Source organism: Streptomyces sp. BK340, from assembly GCF_007827595.1.
Classification (GTDB): domain Bacteria; phylum Actinomycetota; class Actinomycetes; order Streptomycetales; family Streptomycetaceae; genus Streptomyces.
The window spans coordinates 136,373-154,173 of sequence record NZ_VISR01000024.1; the positions used below are offsets into that span (position 1 = coordinate 136,373).

General features: G+C 68.4%; 13 protein-coding genes. 12 read left to right on the forward strand and 1 reads right to left on the reverse strand.

Features of this window, described 5'->3' with window-relative positions:
* The first annotated feature begins 65 nt into the window (after positions 1–65).
* From FB157_RS33565 to FB157_RS33595, 7 genes are all read left to right on the forward strand, one after another.
* A complete protein-coding gene (locus tag FB157_RS33565) occupies positions 66–2,405 on the forward strand; it encodes an ABC transporter family substrate-binding protein (protein ID WP_145884436.1) in 2,340 nt (779 codons plus the stop codon).
* Between the two features lie 140 nt (positions 2,406–2,545).
* Entirely contained in the window at positions 2,546–4,453 is a 1,908-nt protein-coding gene (gene typA / locus FB157_RS33570; protein WP_145884437.1) for a translational GTPase TypA, read from the forward strand.
* 361 nt (positions 4,454–4,814) lie between these two features.
* Complete coding sequence (locus tag FB157_RS33575; protein WP_145884438.1) at positions 4,815–5,861, forward strand: ABC transporter permease; 1,047 nt, start codon at positions 4,815–4,817, stop codon at positions 5,859–5,861.
* 102 nt (positions 5,862–5,963) lie between these two features.
* Positions 5,964–7,760 (forward strand): ABC transporter substrate-binding protein, encoded by a 1,797-nt coding sequence (locus tag FB157_RS33580; RefSeq protein ID WP_145884439.1) that lies wholly within the window; start codon positions 5,964–5,966, stop codon positions 7,758–7,760.
* A gap of 99 nt (positions 7,761–7,859) precedes the next feature.
* Entirely contained in the window at positions 7,860–8,837 is a 978-nt protein-coding gene (locus tag FB157_RS33585) for an ABC transporter permease (RefSeq protein ID WP_145884440.1), read from the forward strand.
* A gap of 15 nt (positions 8,838–8,852) precedes the next feature.
* The gene (locus FB157_RS33590) at positions 8,853–9,914 is read left to right on the forward strand and encodes an ABC transporter ATP-binding protein (protein ID WP_145884441.1); all 1,062 of its coding nucleotides are present in this window, start codon (positions 8,853–8,855) and stop codon (positions 9,912–9,914) included.
* 13 nt (positions 9,915–9,927) lie between these two features.
* Positions 9,928–11,037 carry an ABC transporter ATP-binding protein gene (locus FB157_RS33595; protein ID WP_145884442.1) on the forward strand — a complete coding sequence of 370 codons (1,110 nt, stop codon included), beginning with the start codon at positions 9,928–9,930 and terminating at the stop codon, positions 11,035–11,037.
* Here FB157_RS33595 and FB157_RS33600 read toward each other — a convergent pair.
* Positions 10,968–11,777 carry a trans-aconitate 2-methyltransferase gene (locus tag FB157_RS33600; RefSeq protein WP_145884443.1) on the reverse strand — a complete coding sequence of 270 codons (810 nt, stop codon included), beginning with the start codon at positions 11,775–11,777 and terminating at the stop codon, positions 10,968–10,970. The genes FB157_RS33595 and FB157_RS33600 overlap by 70 nt on opposite strands.
* 206 nt (positions 11,778–11,983) lie before the next feature.
* Between FB157_RS33600 and FB157_RS33605 the strand changes: the two genes are divergently transcribed.
* The 5 genes from FB157_RS33605 to FB157_RS33625 all read left to right on the forward strand — a co-directional run bounded on the left by FB157_RS33605 (position 11,984) and on the right by FB157_RS33625 (position 17,781).
* A complete protein-coding gene (locus tag FB157_RS33605) occupies positions 11,984–13,612 on the forward strand; it encodes an ABC transporter substrate-binding protein (protein WP_145884444.1) in 1,629 nt (542 codons plus the stop codon).
* A 6-nt stretch (positions 13,613–13,618) separates the two neighbouring features.
* Positions 13,619–14,545 carry an ABC transporter permease gene (locus tag FB157_RS33610; RefSeq protein ID WP_145884445.1) on the forward strand — a complete coding sequence of 309 codons (927 nt, stop codon included), beginning with the start codon at positions 13,619–13,621 and terminating at the stop codon, positions 14,543–14,545.
* Complete coding sequence (locus FB157_RS33615) at positions 14,538–15,545, forward strand: ABC transporter permease (RefSeq protein ID WP_145884446.1); 1,008 nt, start codon at positions 14,538–14,540, stop codon at positions 15,543–15,545. Before FB157_RS33610 ends, FB157_RS33615 begins: the two co-directional genes overlap by 8 nt.
* 186 nt (positions 15,546–15,731) lie before the next feature.
* Positions 15,732–16,706 (forward strand): ABC transporter ATP-binding protein, encoded by a 975-nt coding sequence (locus tag FB157_RS33620; protein WP_145884447.1) that lies wholly within the window; start codon positions 15,732–15,734, stop codon positions 16,704–16,706.
* The gene (locus FB157_RS33625) at positions 16,699–17,781 is read left to right on the forward strand and encodes an ABC transporter ATP-binding protein (protein ID WP_145884448.1); all 1,083 of its coding nucleotides are present in this window, start codon (positions 16,699–16,701) and stop codon (positions 17,779–17,781) included. The genes FB157_RS33620 and FB157_RS33625 overlap by 8 nt, the downstream gene beginning before the upstream one ends.
* Positions 17,782–17,801: the final 20 nt, after the last annotated feature.

Consider the following 17,801-nt stretch of genomic DNA (forward strand, 5'->3'; position numbering starts at 1 on the left):
TCTGATCAGCTCCATATACGGCCAAAAGTGATCATAACGCCCGCGGCTCCCCGGAGGTAGCAGAGATGTCCCACGACGGCGTCGGCGCTGGGCAGCGCCCCGAAGGGGCGCGGGGCGCCATCGACATGCGGCTCCGCCGCGGGGCACGGCCGGCCACGACGGAGCCGCAGACGGCCGACAGCGCATCGGGGCCCCGCGACGCGGTCGCACACCGGCACAGCCAGCGGAGCGTCCTGCGCTCGGCCGCGTTCCTCACCGCGGGGGCCCTCACGGCGTCCCTGCTCGCCGGCTGCGGCTCCGACGAGGAGCCGAGCCGGCCCCTGGCCGGGCAGGACATCGATCTCGTCGCCCGCGACCAGGTGGCCGAGGGCGGCATCCTGAAGTGGGCCGTGGACGCCGTACCGGAGACCCTGAACACGTTCCAGGCGGACGCCGACGCGGGCACCAACCGGGTCGCCCAGGCCGTGCTGCCGTCGATGTTCCGCCTCGACGCCACCGGGCGTCCGGTGGCCAACCCCGCCTACCTGGAGTCCGCCAAGGTCATCGAGACCGAGCCGCGCCAGGTCGTGCTGTACAAGCTGAACCAGCAGGCCGTCTGGAGCGACGGCCGGGAGATCGGCGCCGCCGACTTCGTCGCCCAGTGGCGCGCCCTGTCCGGAAAGGACAGCGCCTACTGGACCGCCCGCAACGCCGGCTACGACCGCATCGAGAAGATCGAGCGCGGCGCGAACGACCTCCAGGTCCGGGTCACCTTCTCCCGGCCCTACGCCGACTGGAAGTCGCTGTTCTCCCCGCTGTACCCGAAGGACGTCATGGGCACCCCGGACGCCTTCAACGACGGCGCCCGCCGCAAGCTGAACGTCACCGCGGGCCCCTTCAGGGTCGAGAAGGTCGACACCGCCGCCAAGGACATCGTCCTCACCCGCAACCCGCGCTGGTGGGGCAAGCCCGCCAAGCTGAACGAGATCGTGCTGCACGCCGTGGACCGCGACAAGCGGGCGGCGGCGCTCGCCGACGGAACCGTGGACCTCGCCGACATCGACCCGGCCGAGGCCGAGCGGATCAACCTCGCCTCACGCCAGGGCGGCACCGGCACCCCGCTGCAGGGCGCCGGCAAGACCTCCGCCAAGAAGCTGCGCTCCTGGGCCCTCGCGCACGGTTTCGACTCCGACGAGGTCAAGGCCGGCAAGGAGAAGCTGAGCCGGGCCATCACCCGGTACCTGGAGCAGCAGGAGAAGCTGCACGCCTTCGACGTCCGCAAGTCGCTGGAGCCCGCCTACACCCAGCTCGCCCTCAACGGTGCCGAGGGCCCCCTCGCCGACGAGCGGGTCCGCCGGGCCGTCGCCCACGCGATCGACCGCGAGGAACTGGCCAAGCTCGTGCTGACCCCGCTCGGGCTGCCGGCCGTCCCGGTCGGCAGTCACCTCGCCCTGTCCGGTCAGGCCGACTACGTCGACAACAGCGGCGCCCTGGGCGGCGTGGACACCAAGGAGGCCGCGGCACTGCTCGCGGACGCCGGCTGGGTGCTCGGCGGACCGGTCAAGGAGGAGAAGAAGACCGAGAAGGCGGCCGGTGCCGAGAGCACGAAGAAGAAGCAGAAGGAGGAGGACGAGTCCGACGGCGGCGACGACGGCCAGTACATCGTCGGCGAGGACGACAAGGGCACGGACGGCAAGGGCAAGCACCACGAGTCGGCCGAGGAGAAGGGGGACAGGGGCGACGAGGGCGGCAAGCACCTCTCGCAGGACGGCAAGAAGTACAACGGCGGGCAGGGCGGCGCGCCCGGCGCCTACGCCCCGAAGGGCACCGCGGCCCCGGCCGGTGCCATGACCGGTCCGCTGGCCAAGGACGGCAAGGCGCTCGCCCTGCGCTTCGTGCTCCCCTCGGGGCCCGGCTCCGAGACCCTGAACTCCGTCGCCGAGCGGATCGCGGCGATGCTCGACAGGGTGGGCATCCGCACCACGATCATCAAGGTCTCCGACGAGAGCTACTTCAAGGACCACGTCGCCGCGGGCGACTACGACCTCGCCCTGTACTCCTGGCCGTCCTCGGCCTTCCCCGCCACCGACGCCCGGCCGATCTACGCCAAGCCTGTTCCGGCCGCCGACGGCTCGGTGAACGTCGAGCAGAACTTCACCCGGGTCGGCACCGACCAGGTCGACCAGCTCTTCGACCAGGCCGCCTCGGCGCTGGACGAGGACGAGGCGCGGGCCCTGATCCGCAAGGCTGACTCCCGGATCTGGGCGACGGCCGGTTCCATCCCTCTCTACCAGCGCCCGCAGCTGGTCGGAGCCCGGAAGGACCTGGTCAACGCGGGTGCCTTCGGCTTCCAGACACCCGTCTACGAGGACATGGGATTCCTGAAGAAGGGCGCCAAGGTCTCGCCGAGTCCGTCCGGCAGCTGAGACCGCCGTGGCCCTGGGGAGGCCGACCCCCTCAGGGCCACGTAGCATGGGGTGAGGCCGTGGCATGTCAAGCCCGGCAGGGCCCGCGTCACACGGACGTACGAGAGGGCCTTCCTCACATCCCGGGAGTACGTCGCAATATGGCCACGCGCCACGACATCCGCAACGTCGCCATCGTCGCCCACGTCGACCACGGCAAGACCACCATCGTCGACGGCATGCTGAAGCAGGCCGGCGCGTTCGCCGCCCACCAGCTCGACTCGGTCGACGACCGCATGATGGACTCGAACGACCTGGAGCGTGAGAAGGGCATCACGATCCTCGCCAAGAACACGGCGGTGAAGTATCACCCCAAGGACGGCGGGGAACCGATCACCATCAACATCATCGACACCCCCGGCCACGCCGACTTCGGCGGCGAGGTCGAGCGCGGTCTGTCGATGGTGGACGGCGTCGTGCTGCTGGTGGACGCCTCCGAGGGCCCGCTGCCGCAGACCCGCTTCGTGCTGCGCAAGGCCCTGCAGCAGCGCCTGCCCGTCATCCTGTGCATCAACAAGACGGACCGTCCGGACTCCCGCATCGACGAGGTCGTCAACGAGACCTACGACCTCTTCCTGGACCTGGACGCGGACGAGGACCAGATCGAGTTCCCGATCGTCTACGCCTGCGGCCGTGACGGCGTCGCCTCGCTGACCAAGCCGGACGACGGCACGGTCCCGGCGGACAGCGACAGCCTGGAGCCGTTCTTCTCCACGATCCTGGAGCACATCCCGGCCCCGACCTTCGACGAGGCCGCCCCGCTCCAGGCCCACGTCACCAACCTGGACGCCGACAACTTCCTCGGCCGTATCGCGCTGCTCCGCGTCGAGCAGGGCGAGCTGCGCAAGGGCCAGACGGTCGCCTGGATCAAGCGTGACGGGTCCATCAGCAACGTCCGCATCACCGAGCTGATGATGACCGAGGCGCTCACCCGCAAGCCGGCGGAGGTGGCCGGTCCCGGTGACATCTGCGCCGTCGCCGGTATCCCGGAGATCATGATCGGCGAGACCCTCGCCGACACCGAGAACCCGATCCCGCTCCCGCTGATCACGGTCGACGAGCCGGCCATCTCCATGGTCATCGGCACCAACACCTCCCCGCTGGTCGGCCGCGGCGGCACCGGCAAGGGCGCCGACGCGAAGGCGGCGGTCAAGGACCGCAAGGTCACCGCCCGTCAGGTCAAGGACCGCCTGGACCGCGAGCTGATCGGTAACGTCTCGCTGCGCGTCCTGGACACCGAGCGTCCGGACGCCTGGGAGGTCCAGGGCCGTGGTGAGCTGGCGCTCGCCATCCTGGTCGAGCAGATGCGCCGCGAGGGCTTCGAGCTGACCATCGGCAAGCCGCAGGTCGTCACCAAGGACGTCGACGGCAAGACCTACGAGCCCGTCGAGCGCATGACGATCGACGTGCCCGAGGAGCACATGGGCGCCGTCACGCAGCTCATGGGCGTCCGCAAGGGCCGGATGGACAACATGTCCAACCACGGCTCCGGCTGGGTGCGCATGGAGTTCGTGGTGCCCTCCCGCGGTCTGATCGGCTTCCGTACCGAGTTCCTGACCCAGACCCGCGGCACGGGCATCGGCCACTCGATCCACGAGGGCTTCGAGCCCTGGTTCGGCACCCTGCAGACCCGTAACAACGGCTCGCTGGTCGCCGACCGCGCCGGTGCCGTCACCGCGTTCGCGATGACGAACCTCCAGGAGCGCGGCGTCCTGTTCACGGAGCCGGGCACCGAGGTGTACGAGGGCATGATCGTCGGTGAGAACTCGCGCTCCGACGACATGGACGTGAACATCACCAAGGAGAAGAAGCTCACGAACATGCGGTCGTCGTCGGCCGACTCGTTCGAGGCCATCGTCCCGCCGCGCAAGCTCTCCCTGGAGCAGTCCCTGGAGTTCTGCCGCGACGACGAGTGCGTGGAGGTCACCCCGGAGGCGGTCCGCATCCGCAAGGTGAACCTGGACGCCCGCGAGCGCGCCCGCGCCGCGAGCCGCGCGAAGCACGGCTGACGCCTCCTGAGACCCCGTGAGACCCGGTCCTCCTCCGACAGGAGGGCCGGGCTTTCGGCGTGCTCACGGGCCCTGGAGAGGGTGAGTGTTCGGATACCGGAGCACCGCGCTTCACGTTTCGGACATGTAAAACAAAAAAATACGGCGAAGTGTCCGATTCGCCGGTCTGTCGCCGTTGGTGTCAAGCGCGTACAGGTGTCGATCTTTGCAATTTTTGCTCAAAATATTGACGGTAGGGAGATCCCTATGTCGTCCGCCCTTGACGCGCGTTGAACACATTGGCGAAAGTTCCCCCAAACCGCAGAACTCTCCGGTATCTGCGCTGCGCTCAACTCTCCAACCCCCCGGGGGAAGAACACACATGACCAGTCCCGCCAAGGCTGAAGGCTCCGGGCCGTCGGTTGCCTTGGAGCCCGAACTCGAGTCGAAGCCCACTCCTGCCAAGGAGGAGAAGACGCTCGAGGGTCGCTCCCCCGGCCAGTTGATGTGGCAGCGCTTCAAGCGTGACCGTACCGGTGTCATCTGCGCCGCGATAGTGATTTTCTACTTCGTCGTCGCACTGGCCGCGCCGCTGCTGACCAAGCTCAGCGGGACGGACCCGTACACGCTGTACGGGCAGGACCCCACCTACCAGGACACCCCCGTCCTCGACGACTTCGGTCTGCCGCTCGGCTACTTCGGTGGCCTGTCCGGAACGCACTGGTTCGGCGTCGAGCCGCAGGTCGGCCGCGACATCTTCGCGATGCTGGTGTACGGCATGCGCACCTCGCTGTTCATGGCGCTCGGCGTGACCGTCCTGATGATGGTCACGGGCATCATCCTCGGACTGATCGGCGGCTACTTCGGTGGCAGGACCGACTACTGGATCGGCCGGGTCACCGACTTCTTCCTCGCCTTCCCGCAGCAGCTCTTCTTCATCGCCTTCATGCCCGTGGTGACCGCGTTCTTCGTGGACCCGCGGGAGGAGACGCCGACCTACTTCCGGGCGATCGCGATGCTGATCGTGCTGTGGGTGCTCGGCTGGATGGGTATGGCCCGACTGGTCCGCTCGACCGTGCTGTCCCTGCGTGAGCGTGAGTTCGTGGAGGCCGCCAAGGTCTCCGGTGCCTCGCCCTGGCGGATCGTCCGCAAGGAGATCCTGCCGAACGTGGTGACGCCGATCCTGGTGCAGTTCACGTACAACCTGCCCAGCACCATCCTCACCATTGCCTTCCTCTCCTTCGCGGGCGTCGGCTTCGTCGAGCCGACCCCGGACTGGGGACGGCTCTTCGCCAACGGCGCCAAGTACGCCGAGCAGGACCCGTCGTTCATCTTCTTCCCGGGTGTGGCACTGGTGATCTTCGTCCTGGCCTTCAATCTCCTCGGAGACTCGGTGCGGGACGCGTTCGACCCCAAGTCCGGGCGGTAGATCGTCCGCTGGAGGGGGGATGACTGCCACCCCCGAGTCGGCCTACCAGCCGCGTCAGGCAGTACTCATGGATAACAACCGACAGGTAGGTGCATTCGCCTCATGAAGTCGTTCAGCTCGCGCAGAGCGCAGGCCATCGTCGTCGCCATCGCGGCCGGCTCCCTCGCGCTCACCGGGTGCTCCGAGAACAAGGGCACCAACACCGGCGCGAACTCCAAGAAGGACCAGAAGGAAGCTTCGGTCCAGTCGAAGGCGGTCAAGTACCTCGACGCTGCCGGCTCCACCGGTCCGGCCGCGGAGATCGCCGGTGCCCAGAGCGGCGGCACGATCACGGTCTACCAGGAGGCGGGCCTCTCGCACCTGGACCCGGGCCAGACCTACGTCTCCGACGCCGGCCAGGTCGCCAACCTGCTCTTCCGTCGCCTGACCCAGTTCCAGGAGGACGACAAGGGCAACATCTCGGTCGCGGGTGACCTCGCGACCGACGCCGGCAAGATGTCGGACGGCGGCAAGACCTGGACGTTCACCCTGAAGGACGGCATCAAGGACGCCAAGGGCAACGTCATCACGTCCGCCGATGTCCGCCACACGGTGGAGCGTCTGTACGCGAAGTTCATCTTCGACGGCCCGACCTACCTGCAGACCTGGCTGAGCGGCGCCGACTACCGCAAGGCGCTGCCGGACGGCGGCTTCGGCAAGAAGCACCTGCCGAAGTCGGTCCTGGACACGCCGGACGACAAGACGGTCGTCTTCCACTTCGACCAGCCGCGTCCGGACCTGCCGCAGACGCTGGCCATGGCCGGCTACGCCATCGTCCCGACGAAGGACGACACCAAGGAGAAGTACGACAAGACCCCGGTCGCCACCGGCCCGTACAAGATCCAGTCGTACAAGAACGGCAAGTCCCTGGTGCTCGTCAAGAACACCAACTGGGACCCGAAGTCCGACTCCGTGCGCCACCAGTACGTGGACGGCTTCAACTTCCAGTTCGGCGTCACCGAGTCGACCCAGACCAAGCGTCTGATCGCCGACCAGGGCGACGACAAGAACGCCATCCAGCTCACCGGCGGCGTCGAGGCCACGCAGATCCAGGACGTCATCAAGAACCCGGCCGTCAACAAGCGCACGGTCAAGGGCTACCAGCCCTACGTGATGCAGCTGACGTTCAACCTGGACCGCGTGAAGAACCTCAAGGTCCGTCAGGCCATCGCCTACGCGGTGAACTCCAAGTCGCTCATCGCCGGTGAGGGCGGTGTCTACGGCGGCGACGTGGCCCCGAACTACTTCGCGCCGACCCTGCCGGGCTACGAGGCCAAGTACGACCCGTACGGCCGTCTGGCGACGCCGCAGGGCAACATCGCCAAGGCCAAGGAGCTCCTCAAGGGCGTCCCGGCGGCCGAGAAGAAGGTCGTCTTCGCCTACGGCAACAGCGAGAACGGCCAGAAGCGCAAGGTCGCCATCGAGGACGCGCTGACCAAGGTCGGCTTCGACGTCGTCTCCAAGGAGGTCGACGCCGCGAGCTACTACGAGCAGATCGGCAAGCTGGACAACCCGTACGACATGTACATCACGGGCTGGGGCCAGGACTACCCGACCCCGTCCACGGTGGTCACGCCGGTCTACGACGGTTCCCAGGTCGCCGACGGTGCGCCGAACTACTCGCACGTCAAGGACGCCAAGGTCGACGCCCTGATCAAGAAGGCTCTGACCGAGCAGCCGGCCGAGGCCGCGAAGACCTGGAAGGAAGCCCAGCACTACCTGCTGGAGAAGGTCCTGCCGGCCGCTCCGCTGTGGTACACCAAGCAGTTCCAGCTCTCCGGGTCCAACGTGGGCGGCGCCCGCTACGGGTCGGTGTCGAGCCTCATCGACATCAACCACCTGTTCCTGAAGAAGTCGTAACTCTCTACGGCTGATCGCGGGGACGCGCACCAGGCGGAGCGCGTCCCCGCACCTCCGTGAAACCTCCCACTCGTCTCCGCAGAGAGCAGCCCTCCCGCCATGCTTCAGTTCATCATCCGGCGCACGGTCGGTGCCCTGGTCACCCTGTTCCTCATTTCCGCCGCGACGTTCTTCCTGTTCGTCGCCGCACCTTCCGATTACGCCTCCCTGGCCTGTGGCAAGGACTGCTCTCCTCAGAGACTGGAGGACATCCGCCAGGCCCTCGGTCTCAACCTGCCCATCGTCCAGCAGTTCTGGGACTTCATGACCGGCATCGTGATGGGCCGTGACTTCCCGACCGGACACTGCAGCGCCCCGTGCCTCGGGCAGTCGTTCTACTCGGGCGACATGGTCTGGGGCACGATCATGGACCGCTTCCCGACGACGCTGACCCTCACCCTCGGTGGTGCGGTCGTCTTCCTCGTGGTCGGCGTGGGCGCCGGTATGATCGCCGCCTTCCGGCGAGGCTCGATGGTGGACAAGATCGCCACGGGCGCGTCGATGGTGCTCAGCTCGTTCCAGATCTACTTCCTGGGTCCGATCGTCCTGATCATCTTCGTCTACAGCACGGGCTGGATGGAGAACCCCCAGTACGTGCCGATCACCCAGGACCCGTGGGGCTGGTTCACCGGCATGCTGCTGCCCGTCCTGGTGATGGCCACGATCTTCACCGCGCAGTACACCCGTATGGCACGTTCCTCGATGATCGAGCAGCTCGCCGAGGAGCACGTCCGCACCGCCCGCGCCAAGGGCATGTCGCGCAAGTACGTCTTCTTCCGTTACGCCTGGCGCGGCTCGATGATCCCGATCGTCACCGTGCTCGGTATCGACCTCAGCAGCATGCTCGGCGGTGCCGTCGTCACCGAGATCACCTTCTCCCTCCAGGGAATCGGTCGGCTCGCCGTGGACGGCGCGGTCCACAAGGACCTCCCGCTGACCATGGGCGTCATGTTGTTCGGTGCCTTCTTCATCCTGCTCTTCAACATCCTCACCGACATCGCGTACGCCTGGATCGACCCGCGCGTCCGGCTCTCCTAGGAAGAACGAACCACCGTGACCACACTGACCAAGACCGAGGGCACTCCGGCCCCGACCGGTGCGGAGAGCTTCCTGTCGGTCCGCGATCTGAAGGTGCAGTTCTCCACCGAGGACGGCATCGTCAGGGCCGTCGACGGCCTCTCCTTCGACGTCGAGCGCGGCAAGACGCTGGGCATCGTGGGCGAGTCCGGCTCCGGAAAGTCCGTCACCAACCTGACGATCCTGGGCCTGCACAACCCCCGCACCTCGACCGTCGACGGCGAGATCGTCCTCGACGGCAAGGAACTCGTCACCGCCAAAGAGAAGGAGCTGGAGCAGCTCCGCGGCAACAAGATGGCGATGATCTTCCAGGACCCGCTGACCGCCCTGTCGCCGTTCTACACGGTGGGCCGCCAGCTGTCCGAGCCGTTCATGAAGCACCGCGGCGCCTCCAAGAAGGAGGCCAAGGACCGGGCCATCCAGATGCTGGAGAAGGTCGGCATCCCGCAGCCCAAGGTCCGCTTCGACGACTACCCGCACCAGTTCTCCGGCGGTATGCGCCAGCGCGCGATGATCGCCATGGCACTGATGTGCGACCCCGACCTCTTGATCGCCGACGAGCCGACCACCGCGCTCGACGTGACCGTGCAGGCGCAGATCCTGGACCTGCTCAAGGACCTGCAGCAGGAGTTCGGCTCCGCGATCATCTTCATCACCCACGACCTGGGCGTCATCTCCCACATGGCCGACGACCTGCTGGTGATGTACGCGGGCCGGGCCGTGGAGCGCGGCAGCGTCCGCGAGGTGCTGCACGAGCCGAAGCACCCCTACACCTGGGGCCTGCTCAGCTCGATGCCGCGCCTGGACGGCGACCTGCACGAGAAGCTGTCGCCGATCCCCGGCAGCCCGCCCTCGCTGCTCAACCCGCCCTCGGGCTGCCGCTTCCACCCGCGCTGCGCGTTCAAGGACGAGGTGCAGGGCAGCCTCTGCTCGGACACGCGTCCGGCGCTGGGCGAGGGACGCGCCGCCGCGTGCCACCTCACGGCCGAGCAGAAGCAGACCATCTTCATCGACCAGATCCAGCCCCGGCTGCGCTAGGGAGAACCGAGACATGAGCGACAACCTCACCCTCCCCGAACAGCAGGGTTCCACCGCGACCTCGTCGGAGACCCTCCTCGAGGTCAAGGGCCTGACCAAGCACTTCCCGATCTACGGCGGCTTTCCGATCAAGCGGAAGGTCGGCGCGGTGCAGGCCGTCGACGGCATCGACCTGACCGTCGGCGTCGGCGAGAGCGTCGGTCTGGTCGGCGAGTCCGGCTGCGGCAAGTCGACCACGGGCCGGCTCATCACCCGCCTGCTGGAGCCGACCGGCGGCAGCATCACCTATGCCGGGCAGGACATCACCCGCGCCTCGCGCCGCCAGCTGGCGCCCGTGCGGTCCGAGATCCAGATGATCTTCCAGGACCCGTACTCCTCGCTGAACCCGCGCCAGACCGTCGGCACGATCATCAAGTCGCCGATGGAGGTCAACGGGATCGAGCCCGCGGGCGGCCGGGAGAAGAAGGTCCGGGAGCTGCTGGAGCTCGTCGGCCTGAACCCGGAGCACTACAACCGCTTCCCGCACGAGTTCTCCGGCGGTCAGCGTCAGCGCATCGGCGTCGCCCGCGCCCTGGCGCTGAACCCGAAGCTGATCGTGGCGGACGAGCCGGTCTCCGCGCTCGACGTGTCCATCCAGGCGCAGGTGGTGAACCTGCTCCAGGAGGTTCAGAAGGAACTGGGCATCGCGTTCCTGTTCATCGCCCACGACCTCGCCATCGTGCGGCACTTCTCGCAGCGCGTCGCGGTGATGTACCTCGGCAAGGTGGTCGAGGTCGGCGACCGGGAGGCGATCTACAACCGGCCCCGCCACCCGTACACGCACGCCCTGCTGTCGGCCGTCCCCGAGGTCGGGGTCGAGGACGAGGACCGCGAGCGGATCCGGCTCTCCGGTGACGTCCCCTCGCCGATCTCCCCGCCGTCCGGCTGCCGCTTCCGCACCCGCTGCTGGAAGGCCCAGGACAAGTGCGCGACCGAGGAGCCGCCGCTGGTCCAGATCTCCGGGAACCGGGACGGCCACCTGACGGCCTGCCACTTCCCGGAGGAGCCGACCACTCAGCGTGACGAGGACGTCGTCCTCGACCCGGCGCTGAAGTCGCTGGAGGAGCACGCCTCCGAGGACTGATCCGCGGCCGTTGCCACGGTGATGATCTCGGGACTGGGGGCGGGGGCCAGGGGCCCCCGCCCCCAGTCCCCGTAGCGCTCGGCGACGGCCAGTCCGGCCTCGCCGAGGAAGCCGTCCAGCGCGTCGGCGTCCAGGAACCGCAGGGTGCTCCGGCACACCTGCGGCTGTTCCCAGCGCGCCCCGGCGTAGGTCTCGGTGAACGTCATCCGGTCCCCGACGAGGTCCGGCTCGGCCTCGTGCCACACGCGCACGGGGGCGCCGTCCTCGTCGGTGAACTCGTACACCCGGTCCGGGGTCCAGCGCTCCCAGGCCCGGGCGGCCGGATTCCGGGTCTCGAAGACGAACTGGCCGCCGTCGGCCAGCGCCCGGCGCGCCCCGCGCAGCGTGCTGCGCACCTGCTCGTCCCCGAGGAGTTCCTGGAAGGCGTGACCGGTCATCACGACCAGGTCGAACGCCCCCTCCCACCGGTGCGTCGTGAAGTCCCCGAGCACCCATTCGATGTCCGGCTCCGCCCGCCGCGCCTGCACGAGCATGGCGGCCGCCGGATCCATGCCGGTGAGCCGTCCCCGGTGCCCGGCCTCCCGGGCGGCGCGCAGCAGCCGGCCCGTTCCGCAGCCGAGGTCGAGGACCGATCCGGCCGCTGTCACGAGCTCCAGGTAGAAGTCGTCACCGGAGCCCCATGGGTTCAACCTCTCGTACAGCGCGGCGAGTTCGACGTCACGGAAAACACGATCGACCATGCCGGGAGTCTGCCCGCTGGTCCGGGTGGCGGGTAAGCGATTTCGCGATTCCGTGTACTCCGTCTGCCACACCTTTCCTCGAAGGAGAGGGAACGCATGCGTGGTGCACCTTTTGGTGTGATATTGGCCGATAACGTATCAGCGCCCTTTCTGACGAGGGCATCGGCGGCAGAGCGCACCCTGCGCGACCACGAGGAGGTACCCCCATGCGCGGAGCCAGGCATGCCGGACGGGCCGCCGGCGCGGTGGCGGTGGCGCTCGCCGCGGCGGCCTGCGGGGGCGGCGCGGACACGAGCGGCGGGACCGCCCCCGGGGTGCTCAGCTCCTCCTGGGGCGACCCGCAGAACCCGCTGGAGCCCTCCAACACCAACGAGGTGCAGGGCGGCAAGGTCCTCGACATGGTCTTCCGCGGGCTGAAGCGGTACGACCCGAAGACCGGCCAGGCCAAGGACATGCTCGCCGAGAGCATCGACACGAAGGACTCGCAGAACTTCACCGTCAAGGTGAAGGACGGCTGGACCTTCTCCAACGGCGAGAAGGTGACCGCCAAGTCCTTCGTGGACGCCTGGAACTACGGCGCGAGCCTGAAGAACAACCAGAAGAACGCCTACTTCTTCGGCTACATCGAGGGCTACGACAAGGTCCACCCCGACAGCGGGTCGCAGAGCGCCGACACCCTCTCGGGCCTGAAGGTGGTGGACGACCACACGTTCACCGTCAAGCTCAACCAGAAGTTCTCCAGCTTCCCGGACACCCTCGGCTACGTGGCCTTCGCCCCGCTGCCGCAGTCGTTCTTCACCGACCACTCGGCCTGGCTGAGCAAGCCGGTCGGCAACGGGCCCTACGCCATCGAGTCCTACACGAAGGGCTCGCAGATGGCCCTGAAGAAGTGGGACGGCTACCCGGGCCCGGACAAGGCACAGAACAACGGTGTGACCCTGAAGGTCTACACCGACAACAACACCGCCTACACCGACCTGATGGCCGGCAACCTCGACCTCGTCGACGACGTCCCCGCCCCGCAGCTGAAGAACGTCAGGAGCGACCTGGGCGGCCGGTACATCAACACGCCCGCCGGCATCATCCAGACCCTCGCCTTCCCGTACTACGGCCCGGCCTGGAACAAGGCGGGCTCGGAGAAGGTCCGCACCGGTCTGTCCATGGCGATCGACCGCAAGCAGATCACCGACACGATCTTCCAGAAGACCCGCACCCCCGCCACCGACTGGACCTCCCCGGTCCTCGGCACGGCCGGAGGCTTCCAGGACGGCCTGTGCGGCAAGGCCTGCGAGTACGACCCGGCCGAGGCCAAGAAGCTGATCCAGGAGGGCGGCGGGCTCCCCGGCGGCCAGGTCAAGATCACGTACAACGCGGACACGGGCTCCCACAAGGAGTGGATCGACGCCGTGTGCAACTCCATCAACAACGCGCTCGGCAACGACAAGGCATGCGTCGGCAACCCCGTCGGCACGTTCGCCGACTTCCGCAACCAGATCGGGCAGCACAAGATGAGCGGCCCGTTCCGGGCGGGCTGGCAGATGGACTACCCGCTCATCCAGAACTTCCTCCAGCCGCTCTACTACACCAACGCCTCCTCCAACGACGGCAAGTGGTCCGACAAGGACTTCGACCGGCTCGTCGACCAGGCCAACGCCCAGACGGACACCGGCAAGGCCGTCTCCACCTTCCAGAAGGCCGAGGAGGTCGTCCGGGACAACATGGCCGCCATCCCGCTCTGGTACCAGAACGGCAGCGCGGGCTACTCCCCGCGGCTGTCCAACGTGGCGCTCAACCCGTTCAGCGTCCCGGTCTACAACGAGATCAAGGTCGGCTGAGCCGCCATGGGGCGCTACGTCGTCCGGCGGCTGCTCCAGATGATCCCGGTCTTCGTCGGGGCCACCCTGCTGATCTTCCTGATGGTGAACGTGATGGGCGACCCCATCGCCGGGCTCTGCGGCGAGCGGGCCTGCGACCCGGCGACGGCCGCCCAGCTCAGGAAGGAGTACGGGCTCGACAAGCCGGTCTTCCCGCAGCAGTACCTCACGTACATGGGGCACATCTTCACCGGCGACTTCGGTACCGCCTTCAACGGCCAGCCCGTCACCGAGCTGATGGCGACGGCGTTTCCGCCGACCATCCGGCTGACGATCGTCGCGATCCTCTTCGAGATCGTCATCGGGATCACCCTGGGCGTGTTCTCGGGCCTGCGCCGCGGGCGGCCCCTCGACACGGGCGTGCTCCTCGGCACCCTGGTCGTCATCTCCGTGCCCGTCTTCGTCACCGGCCTGCTGCTCCAGCTCCTCCTCGGCGTCCAGTGGGGCTGGATCCAGCCGTCCGTCTCGCCGGAGGCCCCCTTCGACGAGCTGATCGTGCCCGGCCTCGTCCTCGCCTCCGTCTCCCTCGCGTACGTCACCCGGCTGACCCGCACCTCCGTCGCGGAGAACAAGCGGTCCGACTACGTCCGTACGGCCATCGCGAAAGGCCTGCCCAGGCACCGCGTCGTCACCCGGCACCTGCTGCGCAACTCGCTCATCCCCGTCGTCACCTTCATCGGCGCCGACATCGGCGCGCTGATGGGCGGCGCGATCCTCACCGAGCGGATCTTCAACATCCACGGCGTCGGCTACCAGCTCTACCAGGGCATCGTCCGGCAGAACACCCAGACCGTGGTCGGCTTCGTGACGATCCTGGTCCTGGTCTTCCTCATCGCCAACCTGCTCGTCGACCTGCTCTACGCCGTACTCGACCCGAGGATCCGCTATGCCTGAGCAGCCGTACGACCCCGATCGCGCGATCGCGCCCACCGGCGCGGGCGGCGGGATGGACCTGGCGGCGAGCGAAGCGGAGACGCTGGAGCAGCATGCACCAGCCGCCCCCGGCGGACGGGCACCAGGGGGACCAGTAGGGACCGGCCCGGCGGGCAAACCCCGCAGCCTCTGGTCCGACGCCTGGCGCGACCTGCGCCGCAACCCCGTCTTCATCATCTCGGGGCTGGTGATCCTCTTCCTGGTCTTCATCTCCCTGTGGCCCTCGGCGATCGCCTCCGGCAGCCCCCTCACCTGCAACCTGTCCAAGGCCCAGCAGGGCTCACAGCCGGGAGCCCCCTTCGGGTACGACGGCCAGGGCTGCAACGTCTACACACGGACCGTCTACGGCGCCCGTACGTCCGTCACAGTGGGCGTGTGCGCCACGCTGGGCGTCGCCGTGCTCGGGTCGGTGCTCGGCGCGCTCGCGGGCTTCTACGGCGGCCTGGGGGACTCGGTGCTGTCCCGCGTCACCGACATCTTCTTCGCCATCCCGGTCGTCCTCGGCGGCCTCGTCCTGCTCTCCGTGGTGACCAGCAACACGGTCTGGCCGGTCATCGGGTTCATGGTGCTGCTCGGCTGGCCGCAGATCGCCCGTATCGCGCGCGGCTCGGTCATCACGGCCAAGCAGAACGACTACGTCCAGGCCGCCCGCTCCCTCGGCGCCTCCAGCTCCCGCATTCTGATGCGGCACATCGCGCCCAACGCGGTCGCGCCGGTGATCGTCGTGGCGACCATCGCGCTCGGCACGTACATCACGCTGGAGGCGACCCTGTCGTACCTCGGCGTCGGGCTGAAACCCCCGAACATCTCCTGGGGCATCGACATCTCCGCGGCCTCCCCCTACATCCGCACCGCCCCGCACGCCCTGCTGTGGCCCTCGGGAGCCCTCGCCCTCACGGTCCTGGCCTTCATCATGCTCGGCGACGCGGTGCGCGACGCCCTCGATCCGAAGCTGAGGTGAGCTGCTGTGCCGGTCGAAGTGGGTGATGTGCGCGTGGGGTCGGGGCCGCGGGCGGAGCGGCGGAGCCGTGTGCCGGCGCGGGCCCGCCGGTGGCTCTCCGGCGCCGCGGCGAGCACGGCGCCGGCCTTCACCATGCCCGGCGACGCGGTGCGCGACGCCCCCGATCCGAAGCCGAGGTGAGCCGCCGTGCTGCTCGAAGTCCGCGACCTGCACGTGGAGTTCCGGACCCAGGACGGGGTCGCCAAGGCCGTCAACGGCGTCAGCTACGGCGTGGACGCGGGGGAGACGCTCGCCGTGCTCGGCGAGTCCGGCTCCGGCAAGTCGGTCACCGCGCAGGCCGTCATGGGCATCCTCGACATGCCGCCCGGGCGGATCACCGGGGGCGAGATCCTCTTCCGGGGCGAGGACGTGCTGAAGCTGAAGGAGGAGGAACGACGCAGGATCCGGGGCGCCGGAATGGCGATGATCTTCCAGGACGCCCTGTCGGCGCTCAACCCCGTGCTCTCCGTGGGCGACCAGCTCGGCGAGATGTTCGTGGTGCACCGGGGGATGTCGAAGAAGGACGCGCGGGCCAAGGCCGTCGAGCTGATGGACCGGGTGCGCATCCCGGCCGCCGGGGAGCGGGTCGGGGACTACCCGCACCAGTTCTCCGGCGGTATGCGCCAGCGCATCATGATCGCGATGGCTCTCGCGCTCCAGCCGGCCCTGATCATCGCCGACGAGCCCACCACCGCCCTGGACGTCACCGTCCAGGCCCAGGTCATGGAACTGCTCGCGGAGCTGCAGCGCGAGTACCACATGGGCCTGATCCTGATCACTCACGACCTGGGCGTCGTCGCGGACGTGGCCGACCGGATCGCCGTGATGTACGCGGGCAGGATCGTCGAGTCGGCCCCCGTCCACGACATCTACAAGGCGCCCGCCCACCCCTACACCCGCGGCCTGCTGGACTCCATCCCCCGCCTGGACCAGAAGGGGCAGGAGCTGTACGCCATCAAGGGCCTGCCGCCGAACCTCATGGACATCCCGCCCGGCTGCGCCTTCCACCCCCGGTGCCCGATGGCCCAGGACGTGTGCCGCACCGACGTGCCCCCGCTCCACGAGGTCTCCGAGGAGCGCGGCAGCGCCTGCCACTTCTGGAGGGAGTGCCTGCATGGCTGAGCCGGTCCTGGAGGTCAGCGGCCTCGTCAAGCACTACCCGCTGACGCGCGGAATCCTGTTCAAGAAGCAGGTCGGCGCGGTGAAGGCGGTCGACGGCGTCGACTTCGCCCTCACCAAGGGAGAGACCCTCGGCATCGTCGGGGAGTCTGGCTGCGGCAAGTCGACGGTGGCGAAGATGCTGTGCAGCCTGGAACGGCCGACGGTCGGCTCGATCAGGTTCAAGGGCGAGGACATCACCCGCCTGTCCGGCCGGGCCCTGAAGGCGGTGCGCCGCAACATCCAGATGGTCTTCCAGGACCCGTACACCTCCCTCAACCCCCGGATGACGGTCGGGGACATCATCGGGGAGCCGTACGAGATCCACCCGGAAGCCGCCCCGAAGGGCGACCGCCGCCGCAGGGTGCAGGAGCTGCTGGACGTGGTCGGCCTCAACCCCGAGTACATCAACCGCTACCCGCACCAGTTCTCCGGCGGCCAGCGCCAGCGCATCGGCATCGCGCGGGGGCTGGCCCTGCGCCCCGAGGTGATCGTCGCCGACGAACCGGTCTCCGCTCTGGACGTCTCGGTCCAGGCCCAGGTGATCAACCTGCTGGACCGCCTCCAGTCGGAGTTCGACCTCTCCTACGTCTTCATCGCGCACGACCTGTCGATCGTCCGGCACATCTCGGACCGGGTCGGGGTCATGTACCTGGGCCGCATCGTGGAGATCGGCAGGGACGCCGAGATCTACGACCACCCGACCCACCCCTACACCCAGGCGCTCCTCTCCGCGGTCCCGGTCCCCGACCCCGAGGCCCGCGACCACCGTGAGCGGATCATCCTCGCCGGCGACGTCCCGTCCCCGACGAAGATCCCCTCGGGCTGCCGCTTCCGCACCCGCTGCTGGAAGGCCCGGGAGCGCTGCACCCTGGAGGTACCGCTCCTGGCGGTCCCCGAGGACTTCCGCCGCACACCCGGCCCCGCAGCGCACGACTCGGCCTGTCATTTCGCGGAGACACTGCCGATCAGGCACTCCGCCCCGGGGCGGACGGTCCCGCCGGAGGAGCCCGCGGGGAACGGCAACGGGCCGGGGTGACATGGTGCATCCCCGGCCCG